Below are 17,742 nucleotides of genomic sequence, written 5' to 3' on the forward strand. Positions count from 1 at the left end.
ATCATAAAAAAGAATCTTATCATTGCGTTTTCCTAATAAGTGGCTGTTTTTATAAGTTTCATATTGTATAAGATCACATTCTTTAGCAAGTACATTTAAAGAACGGTACACGTCATGCAGTTGGTAAGACGGTGGCTCCAAAAAGTCCGGTGCACATTTATAACTTGAGGGCTTACCGGAAGGTTCAAGTATTCTTGAGTAAATCAAATCTGATAATATTGAGTTGATATCAAACTTGAAGCCATATTTATCCCTTACCTTTCTGCAAACTTTATCCAAGCCAAGTTTATAATAAAAGTATTGCAAAAACAGATATCCCCCACGATAGAAGACTTGTTGTTGAGGTTGAAGTCTTTTATTGGAGTTAAAAGAAATATTTACTGTTTTTTCTTCTTTATATTTTTGTGTTTCAAGTTTCGCCTCAGCACGAGCCCATTCCATTACATCATCTCTGGTAGGTCCATGCTTTTTTAATAAATCAGCAAGCGTACCAAGTTTGCGTACATTAACAGAGGTGCTAACACCTTTGTCATTGATGAAACTTTTAGAAATATAGAATGACTCAGCATTTTTTGATTTTGATGTAGTAACTTTCATAGGAAACCTCCAATCCCCATTATACCATACAATACTATAAAATACTATATAATAAAACGAAAATTTTGACAAATTTTTCGACCAAAAAATGTAGGCTATATGCGGGTTGTGAGACTTTCTTAAGGCTTATTTAGGTAAACAAACTGTCAAAGACCCGGGTATATAAATTACATAAAAAATATTTAGGCTTTATACAGCTAAGGTATAGCTTAAATAAAGGAAAGTAGATCTTATACAGGTATAAATTATTGAGAACCTAAATAAAAATGAGTTTATTTATTGAGATAGTTGTGTTATAATAATGTTATTACATTGTTTGAAAATGTGAATGAATTTATGGAATTTACTTATGAAATAATATATAACTAACAATGTTACTTTATTAACATTAGCATTTATAGATAATTTCAATAAATAAATTTCTCGATAGTAAATACTGTTTATGCAATAAGATTTGCTATCAACAATATATATATATCTAAATTTTTTTTAGATATAAATGCATCATGGAGGGAATTTTGATGTACAGTTTTACAGTAAACGGAAAATTGGTCGAAACTGAAAAAGAGGTGTCACTGTTAAGGTTTTTACGTGACGACTTAAAGCTCAAATCTATAAAGGACGGATGTAGCCAGGGAGCGTGCGGTACCTGTACTATTATTATTGACGGTAAGGCTACCAGAGCCTGTGTTATGACTACCAAGAGAGCTCAGGGAATGAATATCGTTACGGTAGAGGGACTAAACGATGAGGAAAAAGAAATTTTTGTGTATGCCTTCGGCTCAAAGGGAGCGGTACAGTGCGGTTTTTGTATTCCGGGAATGGTAATGTCAGGTAAAGCTCTTATAGATAAGAATCCGAACCCTACGGAAGCTGAAATCAAAGAGGCTATCAAGGGTAATATTTGCAGATGTACCGGATATAAGAAGATTATCGAAGCTATCGATTTGGTAGCACAGATAAGAAGAGGTGAAAAGCAGGTCGATAAGGAGCTTGAAAAGGGTGACAAGTTCGGTGTAGGTTCAAATGCTTTCAGAATTGACGTAAGAGAGAAAGTACTTGGATACGGTGAGTACTGTGATGATGTGGAGATGGATGATATGCTTCATGTATCTGCTGTTAGAAGTAAGTACCCTAGAGCAAGAATACTTGATATTGACTTTTCTGAAGCTTTGGCAATGGACGGTGTGGTTGCGGTTTATACAGCTGAGGATGTACCGAACAATAAGGTCGGGCATTTACAGCAGGATTGGGATGTAATGATTCCGAAGGGCGAGATTACCAGATTCGTAGGTGATGCAATATGTCTTGTTGTAGCAAAGAGTGAAGACATATTAAAGAAGGCCAAGGCTTTGGTGAAGGTGGATTATGAAGTACTTGAGCCTGTAAGAAATATTACTGAAGCTATGGCAAAGGATGCACCGAATATACATCCTAACGGTAATCTTTGTCAGTCACGTCATGTAAGAAGAGGCGATACAGAGACTGCAATCAAGAATTCAAAGTATGTAATTACAGAGACATTTGATACACCTTTTACGGAGCATGCATTCCTTGAGCCTGAGTGTGCTGTAGCATTCCCGTATAAGGACGGAGTGAAGATATATACTTCAGATCAAAGTGTATTTGATACAAGAAAAGAAGTGGCAATCATGTTCGGATGGGATCCTGAAAAGATTGTTGTTGAGAACAAGCTTGTAGGTGGCGGATTCGGTGGAAAAGAGGATGTTACCACACAGCATATAGCGGCACTTTGTGCATATAAGCTTCAAAGAACCGTAAAGGCTAAGTTTAGCAGAGATGAGTCACTTGCATTCCATCCGAAGCGACATGCAATGCACGGTACATTTACACTAGGTTGTGATGAAAACGGTATATTTACAGGACTTGACTGTGATATATATTTTGACACAGGTGCTTATGCATCACTTTGCGGTCCGGTACTTGAGCGTGCTTGTACACATGCGGTCGGACCTTATTGCTATCAGAACCACGATATCAGAGGATACGGTTACTATACCAACAATCCGCCGGCAGGTGCGTTCAGAGGTTTCGGAGTTTGCCAAAGTGAGTTTGCACTTGAGTCAATTATAGATTTGCTTGCAGAGAAGGTAGGTATTTCACCTTGGGAAATCAGATACAGAAATGCCATTGAGCCGGAGAAAGTACTTCCGAACGGTCAGATTGCCGACTGTTCTACAGCGCTTAAGGAGACGTTGGAGGCGGTAAAACCTTACTATGATAAGTATTATCCGAATGTAGGACTTGCCTGTGCCATGAAGAATGCAGGTGTAGGTGTAGGACTTCCTGATACAGGTCGTGCAAGACTGAAGATAAATGACGGCAAGGTGGAGATATACTGCGGCGCTTCAGATATCGGACAGGGTTGTGCGACAGTATTTGTACAGATGGCATCCGAGACACTGGGACTTCCTAAGTCTAAGATTAAGAATATGGGAAGTAACTCGGAACTTGATCCTGATTCAGGTACTACATCAGGTTCAAGACAGACACTTATAAGCGGTGAGGCTATCAGAAGAGTTTCAGTTGAGGCTAAGGCTGCACTTGATGAGGTGGGCGGTGACCTTGATAAGCTTAACGGCAGAGAGTTCTATGCCGAGTACTTCGAGCCTACAGACAAGCTCGGTGCGGATGTACCTTTCCCTAAGTCTCATGTGGCATATGCATATGCTACACATCTTGTTGTGCTTGATGAGGATGGCAAGGTTTCAAAGGTTGTTGCGGCACATGATTCAGGTAAGGTTGTAAACCCTATTTCAATACAGGGTCAGATTGAGGGCGGAGTGCTTATGTCACTTGGTTATGCGCTTACTGAGGACTTTAAGCTTCAAGACTGTATGGTTAAATCAAAGTACGGAACACTTGGACTTATGAGAGCTACAGATATACCGGAGATTCAGGCCATTTATGTTGAGAAGAAGGAACTCTTAGGAGTTGCATACGGATCTAAGGGTATCGGAGAGATTGCCACCATTCCTACAGCTCCTGCTGTACAGAATGCTTACTATAAGAGAGACGGCAAGCTCAGACCGAAGCTTCCTATGGACGATACGTACTATTCAAATAAGAAGAAAAAATAATTTATATTTAAGAGGGGTTGGCATTTGCCAATCCCTTTATTTGTTTATATAATAGAAAGAAAAACGAGATAGGAAAACATATGAAAAAGAGAATTGTTATTTTTGGAGATTCAAATACATGGGGTTATGATGCAAAGAGCGGCGGCAGGTTTAATGAAGAAATCAGATGGCCTATGGTAGCGGCCAAGCTGCTTGGAGAGAGTTGCAGAGTCTATGAAGAGGGGCTTTGCGGCAGAACCACCTGTCTTGACGACCCTTTCAATGAGGGACTTTCAGGGCTTAGCTATCTTTTGCCATGTCTTCAGAGTCACTCACCTCTTGATATGTTGGTGATAATGCTTGGAACAAACGACTGTAAGGAAAGATTTTCGCTGACAGGTGCAAATATTGCACTTGGAATGAGGAGACTTGTTATGAAGGCTTTAATAGCCGATGTATGGAGAGATAAGCCGAATATACTTATAATTGCACCGGGCCCTATATTAAAGGAATGTGAGCTGTCGGATGTCGGCAAAAATATGGGTAAATGCTCGGATAAATCATATGAGCTTGCGGGGGAGTATAAGCTTGTGGCTGATGAACTTAATGTGGGATTTTTGGATGCCGCTCCTTATGTAGAGATGAATGACATTGATTTTATGCATTTGACGGCGGATTCACATAAGGTAATTGCAAAAAAAGTAAGTGAAGTTATAAAAAACACATTGGATAATAAAGAAGTAAAGATATGACTTTAACACAATTAAAATATGCTATAGAGGTTGCAAATGCCGGCTCTATAAATAAGGCTGCCGGTAATTTATTTATCACACAGCCAAGTCTGTCGTCAGCTATTGCCGAACTTGAGGCCGAGATAGGTGTAAAGCTTTTTTCAAGGAACAACAGAGGTATATTTTTGACACCTGCGGGAAGCGAGTTTGTAGGATATGCAAGACAGGTGGTGGAGCAGTTTAATCTTATAGAAGCAAAGTATATCTCAAATCAGAACTTAAAAAAGAAGTTCAGTGTGTCCATGCAGCATTATACCTTTGCAGTCAGTGCCTTTGTCAATCTTGTAAAGCAGTTCGGTATGGACGAGTATGAGTTTGCGGTGAATGAGACTAAGACATATGATGTCATAAATGATGTAAAGACATTTAAAAGTGAGATTGGTATACTTTATATAAATGAGTTTAACAAGAATATTTTGACCAAGCTGTTTAAGGATTCAAATCTTTTATTTACGCCTTTGATGGAATGCAGTATCTATGTATATCTTTACGAAGATCATCCTTTGGCAAATCATGATAAGATAAAGATGGAAGAACTTATGGACTATCCTTGTCTGTCGTTTGAGCAGGGTGAGTATAACTCATTTTACTTTGCGGAGGAGGTGCTTTCCACTTATGAGTACCACAGACTGATAAAGGCAAATGACAGAGCGACATTATTGAATCTTATGGTGGGACTTAACGGGTATACACTTTGTTCAGGTATAATCTGTGAGGAGTTAAACGGTGAAAAGTATAAGGCGATAAAGCTTGATTCGGATGAAAAGATGACTATAGGGTATATTATAAGAAAGGATATTTCCATCAGCGAGCTTGGCAAGAAATATTTGGAAGAAGTGGCGAAGTTTAAGGATAAGACTTTAGAATAGGAGAAATTATGAAATTAGGAGTAATAGGTTTTGGAAATATGGGTTCAGCAATTGCAAAGGGCTTTGTAAGCAAGAATGCAATTGATATTAAAGATATAGGTATTTTTGATACATATTCAAAATCCGGAGAAAAGGCAAAGGAAGACGGATTTTTTGTACACAGTGATGAGATTGAATTGGCAAAATCCTGTGATGCCGTGCTTGTGGCTGTAAAGCCGATACATGCAAAAGCGCTTTTTGAAAAAATTTCAAAGCATATTGGCGGTAAGCTTATAGTATCTATAGTTGCAGGACTTGAAAGTGAAGTTATAAGGTCATATATAGGTGAACAGAGGATTCTTAGGATTATGCCGAACACTCCTGCGCTTGTAGGTGAGGGTGTATTTGCGCTTGACAGTGATTCAAACGCTACAGATGAAGAAAAAAGAATTTTTGAAAATGCTTTTTCAAAGATAGGTATGGTTGAATGGGTAGAGGAGAGACTTTTCCCTGTAGTCACAGGACTTTCAGGAGGTGGACCTGCATATGTGGCTATGTTTATAGAGGCGTTGGCGGATGCGGGTGTACTTCACGGATTAAAGAGGGATGTGGCATTAAAGATGGCCGCAAAGACTGTACTTGGAAGTGCTGCACAAATTCTTGAAACAAATATTCATCCGGCAGTTTTAAAAGATATGGTTTGTTCACCTGCAGGCACTACCATAGAGGGCGTAAAGACATTGGAGGATTATAGTTTCAGGGCCGGTGTAATAGAGGCGATATCAAAAGCAACATTAAAATCAATGAAATAAAAAAGGTCAGCCGAAAGGCTGACCTAAAGGTGTTTGTATAATTATTTAGCAGTTGTAGACTCTACAGCTGTTGTCTCGGCACCTGACTCGCTTGAAGCCTCGCTTGCAACGCTATCCTTTGCAGACTCAACAGCGCTTGAAGCAGACTCAACGGCACTTGAAGCATCTTTAGCAGCAGACTCTGCAGCACTTGAAACTTCCTTACCTGCAGACTCAACAGCGCTTGAAGCATCCTTAGCAGCAGACTCAACGGCACTTGAAGCGTCAGCCTTAGGTGCGCTTGAACCACAAGCAGTGAAAGCAAGCATAGCTACAGCAGCAACAGCAAATAATTTAAATTTTAACATTTTTAATACCTCCCTTAATAGACACTTTCCTATGTCCTTTAACAAGAACCGATTTTATACCTATTCATTAAAAAAGTCAAATGAAATTATGCTTTGTATCTAAAAAAAACGGAAAAACTTTCGAAAGAATAAATTAAAAATAAGAGATAAGTTTTTAAGATGACCGAATCGGCGTTTTGATATGGTATAAAATATCGGCTTGATATATTATTGTGTGGTATTACAGATTGGAGCATTATGATAAGATTTGAGAAGATAGATGAAAATACGAAGAACTTGGAAGATATAAAACAGTTATATATGGATGCCTTTCCTTTTGAGGAGAGAATACCTTTTTATATTATGGTATCGGTAGGAAATGACAGAGGTGTTGAGTTCTTATCGATATATGATGATGATACCTGGCTTGGGTTTATACATACTTTGGTGGGAGATAAGCTTTCATATATCTTTTATTTTGCTATAGACGGCAGTCTCAGACAGAGCGGATACGGAAGCAAGATAATCCGTGAATATAAGAAGATACACCCTAAACTTTCACTTGCTATAGAACCTATAGAAGAGAACAGTGACAATATAAAACAGAGAAAGAAAAGACTCGCATTCTATGAGAAGAACGGATTTGAGACTCTGGATACAAGAGTTGTAGAGATGGGAGTTGAGTTTGAGCTTATGGGTGCAAAGGGCATGGAAATCAAAGAGAGCGACTACAAATCACTTGTAAAGAAGTTCTTCGATTCCTTTGATAAGGATAAGAGAGTGCTTTCTGTAAAGGAGATGAGGGATGCGGACTCCTACACCATAAAAAACTTTGTTGACAGTAAGGAACTTATGTACAGAGCCGGAGAGGCTATATTTTATGTAGTTGGTTGGAATATAGGAGACAGGGTTCTTATAGTGGCAGGCAGCGGCAACAATGCAGGTGACGGATATGTTGTGGCCGACTTATTGAATATTGAAGGAATTGAAACCGAGATTTTGCTTATCAAGGATAAATTCTCGGAGGACGGAAGGTACTATTTTAACAGATGCCTTCAAAAAGATATTAAGCATACCGCATTGGATGAGAATACGGATTATAATACTTTGCGAGAAAAGTTTGATTCATATGACTATATTCTTGACTGTATATACGGAACCGGCTTTACAGGTGAGGTGAGAGAACCTGTGTATTCACTTATAAAAGCTTTAAACGACTCTAAGGCTTTTGTAGTCAGTGCGGATATCAACTCAGGTATGAACGGAGATACGGGAGAGTCAAATATTTGTGTGAATTCCGACCTTACAGTAAGTATAGGCTTTTTGAAAAAGGGGCTTGTAAGCGAGGAAGGTAAAAAGCATATAGGAAAGCTTGTAAATATGGATATAGGTATTATTATTGAAGAGTAAATGATATGTCTGAATATTTTAAGCTTATTGCAAATAATATCCATATTAGGTATACTCTAGGGTAGACTTTATGGAAGTGGAGAATTGATGTGGCAAGTCGAAAACAAACAACCAAAAAAACAAAAAAGAGTAGTAGTACAAATAGAGTGAGCAAAAAGACGGAGAACAATGAGCAACTGGAATTTTTGAATTCCGAAATTCTGATGATTGCCCTTTTTGTAGTGTCCTTGGTGCTTTTTTTGAGCCATTTCGGGCTTATGGGAGTAGTGGGAAAGTTCTTCAGATCATTGCAGATGGGACTGTTCGGCATACTTGGCTATGCGGTACCTATGTTTGTATTTATAGGCGGTGCATTCCTTTTGTCCAATGTAGGTTCAAGTGTCGCAAAAACAAAGTTTATCGGAGTGGTGTTGGCTGTTTTGGCGGTGGATACCCTTATATCACTGATAGGTATTCCAAGTCTGAAGGCAGTCGGATTTTTGAAATTTTATACTGAAGGCTGGTATGGCGGCTTTGTAGGAGGAAGTCTCGGACTTATCATATCGTTAATACTTGGTAAGATCGGTGCAATCATATTCTTTTTGGCGATGTTTATAGTATCTGTTGTTATACTTACAGGTAAGTCATTCGTGTCCATGGTAAAGACAGGCGGACAGATGACCATATCAAAGGCAAAAAATGATGTGACAAGGGTGATGGAGCAGAGGAAACAAAGAAAAGAAGCGGAGTATGACTACGATGAAGATTATGATGAGGACAACTTTGAAGAGCTTGATATTGATAATAAAAAAGACTGCTATATAGAAGAACTCCTTGACTACAATAAAAGACCGAACAGAGGGAACATAGATCTTGGTGCTATAGACTTTTCAAAGAGAAAGGTTAAGCACAGAGTGGATTTACCTCCTTCAAATGCAGGTGCAAAGAAGAATGAAGCGATAGGCGGACTTTTTGACAGTAAAAACAATGTGGGCTTTGAGAAGACAGATGCCGATGAGGGAGTGATAGATACAAACCATAACTTTTCAAATGAAAGAACCGAGGAGTCCGCCAAGGATTCTATAATAATGAATAAGAGGGCCGATACATTCTACGGCAATATAAACAGAGGAAATGACGACTCAAGGTTTGAAAATGATATAGATGAGGAAACTTTAAGAAGAGCCAATGAGATACTTGCCAGAAAAGATGAGATAGATATCTATTCACAGCCGGTTTCCACTATAAGTATCACTGAGGATGATGCACATGAGGATTTCAGTTATATAAATGACGATACTCCTGTAGGTGTGGCAAACATAAACAATGATATAGAATTCAGAAAAGAATACGGTGATGATGAGGGCTATACTCATCAAAACACTTCTACTTATGATGCACCGTATCAAAAAGACGACAGTTATAAAAAGCCTTATAACGAAAATCATAACGAAACCGTATACAATAATTATACAGATAATGAAAAGTCTGTTAATGTGGATACAAAAAAGGACAATTCCTTGGTAAGCAGTGACGGTGAGAGAACTTTAGTCACGGCGGCAGGTAAGGTGATAGTTTCAGACACATCCGCACTTCAAAAGAAGATGGAAGAGCAAAGGGCGGCTTCTCAACAAGGTAAGATAAGGTCTGAGATTAAAAAAAAGAAGGCTGCCATAAGACCTTATGCATATCCGGGTACATATCTTTTAAAGAAGAGTAATAATAACAATCAGGTACTCTCGGACAGTGAATACAGACAGACCGCCATCACATTACAGGAGACTTTGGCAAGCTTTGATGTAAATGTGACTGTAGAGGATATAAGTATAGGACCTTCTGTTACACTGTATGAGCTTAAGCCTGAGCAGGGAGTTAAGGTATCAAAGGTACTGTCACTTGCAAACGATATAAAACTTGCACTTGCAGCCAGTGATATAAGAATAGAAGCACCTATTCCCGGAAAATCCGCTATCGGTATAGAGGTTCCGAACAAACAAAAGCAGACGGTATTTTTGCGCGATTTGTTTGAGAGCAGAGCCTTCAGAAACGGTGGAGAGAGCATTGGTTTTGCGGTAGGCAAGGATATTTCGGGTAAGGTAATTGTTGCGGATATTGCAAAGATGCCTCATGTACTTATTGCAGGTGCTACAGGTTCAGGTAAATCCGTATGTATCAATACATTGATTATGAGTATCATATATAAGTATTCACCTGATGATGTGAAGCTTATTATGGTAGATCCGAAGGTGGTGGAACTTTCAGTTTATAACGGCATTCCGCACCTTCTTATTCCTGTAGTGACCGAGCCGAAAAAGGCCGCATCGGCACTTAACTGGGCTGTTGCGGAGATGGGTGAGAGATATAAAAAGTTTGCGGCTACGGGTGTCAGAGATTTGACCGCCTACAATAAGAGAATAGATGAGGCGAGAAGAAGAGGAAATATCGAGGGGCTTCCTGATAAGTTGCCGAAGATTGTTATAATTATTGACGAGTTGGCAGACCTTATGATGGTGGCAAATGCGGAGGTTGAGGATGCTATAGTAAGGCTTGCTCAGCTTGCAAGAGCCTGCGGTATACATCTGGTTATAGCTACACAAAGACCGAGTGTCAATGTCATAACGGGTATAATAAAGGCAAATATTCCTTCAAGAATCGCTTTCGCGGTATCATCAGGTACGGACTCAAGAACCATACTTGACAGTAACGGTGCCGAAAAGCTTCTCGGAAAGGGTGATATGCTGTTTGCTCCGTACGGATCGCCGAATCCTATAAGAGTACAGGGTGCATTTGTTTCGGATGAGGAAGTATCCGCCGTAGTGGACTTTTTAAAAAATCAAGGTATGCAGGCAAGGTATGATGAAGATACTATAAAGCATATAGAAGAGAGTGAAAAGACTGCCGGTGCATCAGGAGAGGTATCTGAAAGAGATGAGCTGTTTGAGGCGGCAGGCAGATATATTATAGAAAAGGACAGAGCTTCAATAGGCAATCTTCAAAGGAATTTTAAGATTGGCTTTAACAGAGCTGCAAGAATTATGGATCAGCTTGCAAGTGCAGGTGTGGTAGGTGATGAAGCAGGAACAAAGAGAAGAGAAATACTAATGAATATGGACGAATTCTTGGATGTATTATAGATTTGTCCTAAGGAGGATGTATGCGTAGTGATATCGAAATTGCAAGAAGCGTTGAGATGAAAAATATTGCCGATGTGGCAAGCGAGTACGGGATAGGTTTTGACGACCTTGAAATGTACGGCAAGTATAAGGCAAAACTTGGTGAGGAGTTTTTAAAATCCCGCAAAGAAATCAAAAACGGTAAGCTTGTACTTGTTACAGCTATCAATCCTACACCTGCAGGAGAGGGTAAGACCACTACACTTGTAGGACTTGGTCAAGCTTTCAAAAAGATGGGCAAAAAAGCGGTTATAGCACTTAGAGAGCCTTCACTCGGACCTTGCTTCGGTATAAAGGGAGGTGCTGCAGGCGGCGGACTCTCTCAGGTAGTACCTATGGATGAGCTCAATCTTCATTTTACAGGAGATTTTCATGCTATAACATCCGCCAACAATCTTTTGGCAGCAATGCTTGACAATCATATTAAGCAGGGCAATGCACTCGGAATAGATACCAATGCGATTATCCACAAAAGATGTATTGATATGAATGACAGAGTGCTGAGAAATATAGTGGTAGGCATAGGCGGTAAGGCTGACGGAGTGGTAAGAGAAGATCACTTTGTAATATCGGTGGCTTCAGAGATAATGGCAATACTTTGTTTGGCTGATGATATGAATGATTTGAAGGAGAGACTTTCAAATATTATTGTAGCTTATAATTTTAAGGGCGAGCCTGTGTTTGCAAGAGATATTAAGGCGGTGGGTGCTATGGCCGCGCTTTTAAAGGACGCAATAAAGCCGAATATCGTACAGACACTTGAGCATTCGCTTGCTTTGGTACACGGAGGACCTTTTGCAAATATTGCACACGGATGTAACTCTATCAGAGCCACCAAGATTGCTATGGGTATGGCAGATATCGCACTTACAGAGGCGGGATTCGGTGCGGACCTCGGAGCTGAGAAATTCTTTGATATAAAGTGTAGAAAGGCCGGTATTTCACCTGATTGTGTAGTGCTTGTGGCTACTGTAAGGGCTTTAAAGTACAACGGCGGAGTTGCAAAGGAAGAGCTTTCAAAAGAAAATCTTGAAGCGCTTAAAAAGGGAATTGTGAACCTTGAAAAGCATATCGAAAATATCAAGCTTTTCGGTGTACCTGTAGTTGTTACATTAAATCATTTTGTAACCGATGGCGAATCTGAAGTTAACTTTATAAAAGAGTTTTGCGAAAGCAGAGACTGTGAGTTTGCAATCTCAAAGGTATGGGAAGAAGGCGGCAATGGCGGAGTCGAACTTGCAAAGAAGATTCTTTATACACTTGAAAACAAAGAAAGTCACTTCACACCGCTCTACCCTGACGATATGAGCATTGAAGATAAGCTCTACACTATTGCAACAAAGATATATGGAGCAAAGAATGTGACATATTCTCCTGCCGCAAAGAAGGCGATTGAAATGGCAAAGGTACTCGGATACGGCAATCTGCCCGTATGTGTGGCAAAGAATCAATATTCACTTTCAGATGACCCGAAGAAGCTTGGAAGACCTGAAAACTTCGATATAAATGTAAGAGAAGCCTATGTGAATGCCGGTGCGGGTTTTATAGTTGCAATTACAGGCAGCATTATGACAATGCCGGGACTTCCTAAGGTACCTGCGGCCGAGGCTGTGGATGTGGATGAAAACGGAAATATAGTAGGGCTTTTCTAAAGGACTTGGGAGAAAAAATGAAACTTATAGAAAATACGGAAGGTCTTGATATAGATATAATATCAGGAGAACTTGATGATAATTTTTCAGATTTGGTATTCAATACAAAAAAGATAGTTAAGGATTGTTTATTTGTATGTATAAAGGGTAGAAACTTTGATACACATGATGCAATAGATGAGATTGTAAAGCAGGGTGTCAAGGCTGTGGTAGTGGAAAAGGATATAAAAAGAGATGATATCTGTGTTATAAAGGTGGACAATACCAGAGCGGCACTTGCAAGACTATCAGCTGCATACTTTGACCATCCTTCAAAGAAGATGAAGATAATAGGTATTACCGGAACTAAGGGTAAGACAACATCATCTCATATGCTGAAAAAACTCTTGGAGCAAAATGCCAAGGTGGGACTTATAGGTACAAACGGTATAACTATAGGGGATATGCACAGAAGCACACTGAATACAACACCTGAGTCATATGAATTACAAAAGACTTTCAAAGAATGTTTGGACGCAGGCTGTGAATATGTTGTGATGGAGGTATCTTCACAGGCCGTAATGTTAAAGAGAATAGAGGGAATAAATTTCTATATAGGTATATTTACAAATATTTCACCTGACCATATAGGACCTGACGAGCATAAGGACTTTGAAGAGTATCTTATGTACAAATCACTTTTCTTTAAGCAGTGTGAAAAGACAATTGTAAATGCCGATGACGAACATTCGGACTATGTGTTAAAGCAGTCAACATCGGATGAGAAGTATAAGTTCGGAAAGAACGGAGATTTTGTTATAAATTATATCAATTATATTTCCGATAAGGACTTTTTGGGTACAAGCTTTTGCATAAGTTGTTGTGATGTGATAAAGGATAAATACGGTATAGAAAGTGTTGGAGATATACTTGTAGGAATTCCCGGAGAATTTAATGTATACAACGCATTATCCGCACTGAGTGCGGCAATTATCTGTAAAGTAAAGCCGCAGGTATTACAGACAGCCTTAAAAGATATCAAGGTAAACGGCAGAATGGAAGTGGCATATTCTTCACATGATATAAAGATAATTATTGATTATGCGCATAATGCAATAAGTACCGAAAGTCTGATAAATACACTTCGTCAGTATAAGCCTAAGAGACTTGTAGTAGTCTTCGGTTCGGGAGGAAACAGATCTAAAGACAGAAGATATTCAATGGGTGAGATCTGCGGAAAGATGGCGGACTTTTCCGTAGTTACCGCAGATAACTCAAGATATGAAAAGACGGAGGACATTATTGCGGATATTGTTGAGAAATTATCTGCAACAGGCGGAAAGTATATCACTATTCCGGACAGAAAAGAAGCGATATTCTACGCTATAGAAAACTCCAAGCCCGGCGATATCATTGCGATAATAGGTAAGGGACATGAGGACTATCAGGAGATAAACGGGGTGAGACATCATTTCCTTGACAGGGAAGTCGTAGAAGAATGCTTGGAGAAGATGAATGAAAGAAACTAGTGTAAGAGAGCTTATAGCTGTGACAGGCGGAGTACTTATTTCGGGAAGTGAAGATGCCGTATTTTCAAATATTGTAATCGACTCAAGAGAGGTGGATAAAAACAGTCTCTTTGTGCCGGTAGTGGGTGAAAAAAACGATGCACATAAATTTTTGGAATCGGTATATGCTGCCGGATGCAGAGCGGCTATAAGTTCAAGAAAAGATATTTTCTTAAAACCCGACTTTAATATAGTACTTGTGGAAAACACTACCAAGGCTCTACAGGATCTGGGCACATATATTAGAAGCAAACTCTCACTGCCGCTGGTAGGTATAACAGGAAGTGTCGGAAAGACCACTACAAGAGAGATGGTTGCACTTGCACTTTCAGATCTTAAGGTATTTAAGACTCCGAACAACTTCAACTCACAGCTTGGAGTACCTGTCACAATCAGCAGAATAAATGATGAAGAGATAGGTGTTATAGAACTTGGAATGAGTATGTTCGGTGAGATGGAGCGTATCGCAAAAATAGTCAAATGTGACTGTGCTGTAGTCACAAATATAGGCACCGCACATATTGAAAACCTTCATACAAGAGAGAATATAAGGTCTGAAAAGTTCCATATAACTGACGGCATGAAGGCAGGCAGTGTGATGTTTTTAAACGCCGATAATGATATGCTTTGTGATCATCCCAAAAAAGAGGGCATAATATATAAATTTTTCAGTGCCAAGGGAAATAAGGATTGTGATTATTATGCAAGCGATATTGTATTTCACAATGCTCTTCCTGAATTTGTGGCGCATATATGCGGTAAAAGTGTAAAGGTGGCTTTGAATGTATTCGGAGAACATCAGATATCAAATGCGCTTGCGGCACTGGCTGTAGCAGATCACTATAATCTGAACCTTGAGTCTGCAAGCAGACATCTGGCATCTTTTAGAGGCTTTGCACACAGACAGGAACTTTTAAAGCTTAAGAATATCACTGTGATAGATGACACCTATAACGCTTCTCCCGATTCTATGAAGGCGTCGCTTTCTATATTAAAAGATTTTGATGCGAAAAGAAAAGTGGCGGTTTTGGCGGATATGAAAGAGCTGGGAGTTGATGAAACCAAACTTCATAGAGAGATTGGAGAGTTCATATTAAAGAATCTTAAGCTTGATGCTGTGTTTAGTGTAGGAGATTTGGCAAAAGAGATTACAGGCCGTTTAAATACATTTAACAAAAGTTTTGAAAATAATGAAGAACTGGAAAGTTATCTGCTTGAATATTTACAGGAAGGCGATGTATGCCTTTTAAAGGGTTCAAACAGTATGAGACTTTTTGATGTAGTAGACAAAATAAAAAACCATGAAAAATTTATTCGCTGATATAGTTGTAGCAAATACAAATGTGGACAGACCGTTTACATACCTTATCCCCATGAATTTGAGGGATAAGGTTACTCCGGGCTGTCCTGTTTTGATTGAATTTGGAAAATTGACCAAAAAAGGTTATATAATAGATATAAAAGAAGAAAGTGATGTAGATATATCCAGGTTAAAATATATAAAGGATATAGAAAAGGGTGAGCTTGGCACAGATGAAAACCTGCTGCGCCTTGCCATATGGATAAAGCACAGATACGGTGTGACCTTTGATAAAGCTATTTCTACCGTAATGCCTGTAAAGTCAAATGTGGAAGAAAAGACAAGCAATGAAATTTTTTTAAATCAAGATATTTGTGAGGATATCTTGGAAGAACTTACAAAGAAGCGAAAAGTTGCGTGGGTAAGACTCTTAGAAGAACTTAAGAAAACTGAAAGCCTGCCGCAAAGCTATGTAAATAAAGAACTTAAAGTGAATTCCGCTACAATAAAGAGGATGGTGGAAGAGGGATATATCACAGTAGAAAATAAGAAAAGAAAATCAAATCCGCTTTTGCCTATACTTAAGTCTTTGGGAGTGGAAGATTTTAATGAGATACAGGCGACAAATGAATATATTTTAAATGAGGAGCAAAAGCTTGCGGTGGATATTTTCAAAAAAGACTTTGATGCCGGAAATAAAAATACCTATCTGCTGCACGGTATTACAGGCAGCGGTAAGACTCTTGTATTTATAAATATGATTAAATATGTGATAAGTAAGGGTTTTCAGGCTATAGTACTTATACCTGAGATTTCGTTGACTTATCAGACAGTGCTTAGAATGGCTGAGCATTTTAAAGACAGAGTGGCTATAATCAATTCAAAGCTTTCAAAAAATGAAAGGTTTTATCAGTTTGACAGAATAAAAAACGGCGATGCCGATGTGATAATAGGTCCGAGGTCCGCAATATTTGCCCCTGTAAAAAGATTGGGGCTTATAGTAATAGATGAAGAGCATGACTCCGCCTACAAAAATGAGAATGTACCTACTTTTAATGTAAGAGATGTGGCAGGTAAACTTGCAAATATAGCCGGAGCTTCACTGCTTTTGGCATCTGCGACCCCGACTCCGGAGACTTATAACAGGGCCATAACAGGAGAGATAAAACTTTTGGAGCTGAAAGAAAGGGCAAAAAATACCTTACTGCCGAAGGTAAGTATAGTCGATATGAGAGATGAGCTGAAAATGGGCAACAGGAGTATTTTCAGCAACAAGTTGAAAACTTTGATAGAGGACAGATTAAGAAAACATGAGCAGGTGATGCTTTTTATGAACAGAAGAGGATATTCAAGCTTTGTATCCTGCCGCTCATGTGGAGAAGCCATAAAATGTAAGCACTGTGATGTTACAATGACTTTGCACAATAACAATAAACTTGTATGTCATTACTGCGGTTACAGTATTGATTTACCGAAAGTTTGTCCAAGTTGCGGTTCAAAGTATATTGCAAACTTCGGTACAGGCACACAGAAGCTTGAAGCTATGACAAGGGAAGTCTTTCCAAGTGCCAAGGTTTTACGAATGGATACGGACAGTGTTTCAAAGAAGAACAGTGCAAATGATATGATAAGAGATTTTGCAAGGGGTGATGCGGATATTTTGATCGGCACACAGATGATTGTAAAAGGACATGATTTTGACAATGTGACGCTTGTGGGTATAATGGCGGCGGACACCTCACTGTATGTGAGCAATTATAACAGTGCACAGAGAACTTTTGAGCTGCTTACACAGGCTGCAGGCAGAGCGGGCAGAGCAAAGAGCGGTGAAGCCGTGATACAGACATATAAGCCTGAAAATTATGCTATAGTGGCTGCGGCGGCACAGGATTATAAAAAATATTTTGAAAATGAGATTGCATACAGGAAACTGGGAGGTTACCCTCCGGTCTGTCATATGCTTACAGTGATGTTTAGCAGTGTCAGAGAGGAAGAACTGAATAAATGTGCAACTGCTATAGTTAATACATTAAAATCAGACAATATTTTCAAAAAATCTGTAATAATAGGTCCTACAGATCCAAGTGTTGTGAAGGTAAAGGACTATTACAGAAAACTGGTATACATAAAAAATGCTAATTATGATATACTTTTAGATATACAAAAAAAAATAGAAGAAGGTCTTGGCTCTTACAAAAATGTAGGAGCGGTATATGACTTTAATTAA

The 17,742-nt window shown here is 39.1% G+C and carries 11 protein-coding genes and 1 pseudogene; 10 read left to right on the plus strand and 2 right to left on the minus strand.

Annotated elements, in window-relative coordinates; translation table 11 throughout:
* Positions 1-597, minus strand: a pseudogene (locus ACO6FI_RS04845) (IS1634 family transposase); the annotation flags it as partial.
* A 521-nt stretch (positions 598-1,118) separates the two neighbouring features.
* On the opposite strand from ACO6FI_RS04845, the gene xdh reads away from it, so the two are divergent.
* From xdh to proC, 4 genes are all read left to right on the plus strand, one after another.
* Positions 1,119-3,698, plus strand: coding sequence for a selenium-dependent xanthine dehydrogenase (gene xdh, locus ACO6FI_RS04850; RefSeq protein WP_485456358.1), 2,580 nt, complete (start codon positions 1,119-1,121; stop codon positions 3,696-3,698).
* Between the two features lie 80 nt (positions 3,699-3,778).
* On the plus strand, positions 3,779-4,429 hold the full coding sequence (locus ACO6FI_RS04855) for an SGNH/GDSL hydrolase family protein (RefSeq protein ID WP_485456359.1): 651 nt from the start codon (positions 3,779-3,781) through the stop codon (positions 4,427-4,429).
* A complete protein-coding gene (locus tag ACO6FI_RS04860) occupies positions 4,426-5,337 on the plus strand; it encodes a LysR family transcriptional regulator (protein WP_485456360.1) in 912 nt (303 codons plus the stop codon). The genes ACO6FI_RS04855 and ACO6FI_RS04860 overlap by 4 nt, the downstream gene beginning before the upstream one ends.
* An 8-nt stretch (positions 5,338-5,345) precedes the next feature.
* Complete coding sequence (gene proC, locus ACO6FI_RS04865; protein ID WP_485456361.1) at positions 5,346-6,128, plus strand: pyrroline-5-carboxylate reductase; 783 nt, start codon at positions 5,346-5,348, stop codon at positions 6,126-6,128.
* A 41-nt stretch (positions 6,129-6,169) separates the two neighbouring features.
* Here the strand turns inward: proC and ACO6FI_RS04870 are convergent, their stop codons facing one another.
* Positions 6,170-6,475 carry a hypothetical protein gene (locus ACO6FI_RS04870; protein WP_485456362.1) on the minus strand — a complete coding sequence of 102 codons (306 nt, stop codon included), beginning with the start codon at positions 6,473-6,475 and terminating at the stop codon, positions 6,170-6,172.
* Between the two features lie 237 nt (positions 6,476-6,712).
* Between ACO6FI_RS04870 and ACO6FI_RS04875 the strand changes: the two genes are divergently transcribed.
* The 6 genes from ACO6FI_RS04875 (at position 6,713) to priA (ending at position 17,742) form a co-directional block, all read left to right on the plus strand.
* On the plus strand, positions 6,713-7,864 hold the full coding sequence (locus tag ACO6FI_RS04875; protein ID WP_485456363.1) for an NAD(P)H-hydrate epimerase: 1,152 nt from the start codon (positions 6,713-6,715) through the stop codon (positions 7,862-7,864).
* A gap of 89 nt (positions 7,865-7,953) precedes the next feature.
* Positions 7,954-10,977, plus strand: a complete 3,024-nt coding sequence (locus ACO6FI_RS04880) for an FtsK/SpoIIIE family DNA translocase (RefSeq protein ID WP_485456364.1) — start codon at positions 7,954-7,956, stop codon at positions 10,975-10,977.
* A 20-nt stretch (positions 10,978-10,997) separates the two neighbouring features.
* Positions 10,998-12,668: a formate--tetrahydrofolate ligase gene (locus tag ACO6FI_RS04885; protein ID WP_485456365.1), complete on the plus strand. Its 1,671-nt coding sequence runs from the start codon at positions 10,998-11,000 to the stop codon at positions 12,666-12,668.
* 17 nt (positions 12,669-12,685) lie between these two features.
* Positions 12,686-14,176 carry a UDP-N-acetylmuramoyl-L-alanyl-D-glutamate--2,6-diaminopimelate ligase gene (locus ACO6FI_RS04890; protein ID WP_485456366.1) on the plus strand — a complete coding sequence of 497 codons (1,491 nt, stop codon included), beginning with the start codon at positions 12,686-12,688 and terminating at the stop codon, positions 14,174-14,176.
* Positions 14,163-15,536 (plus strand): UDP-N-acetylmuramoyl-tripeptide--D-alanyl-D-alanine ligase, encoded by a 1,374-nt coding sequence (locus tag ACO6FI_RS04895; protein ID WP_485456367.1) that lies wholly within the window; start codon positions 14,163-14,165, stop codon positions 15,534-15,536. Before ACO6FI_RS04890 ends, ACO6FI_RS04895 begins: the two co-directional genes overlap by 14 nt.
* On the plus strand, positions 15,517-17,742 hold the full coding sequence (gene priA / locus ACO6FI_RS04900; protein WP_485456368.1) for a replication restart helicase PriA: 2,226 nt from the start codon (positions 15,517-15,519) through the stop codon (positions 17,740-17,742). Before ACO6FI_RS04895 ends, priA begins: the two co-directional genes overlap by 20 nt.

It is taken from the genome of Lachnoanaerobaculum sp., from assembly GCF_057250505.1.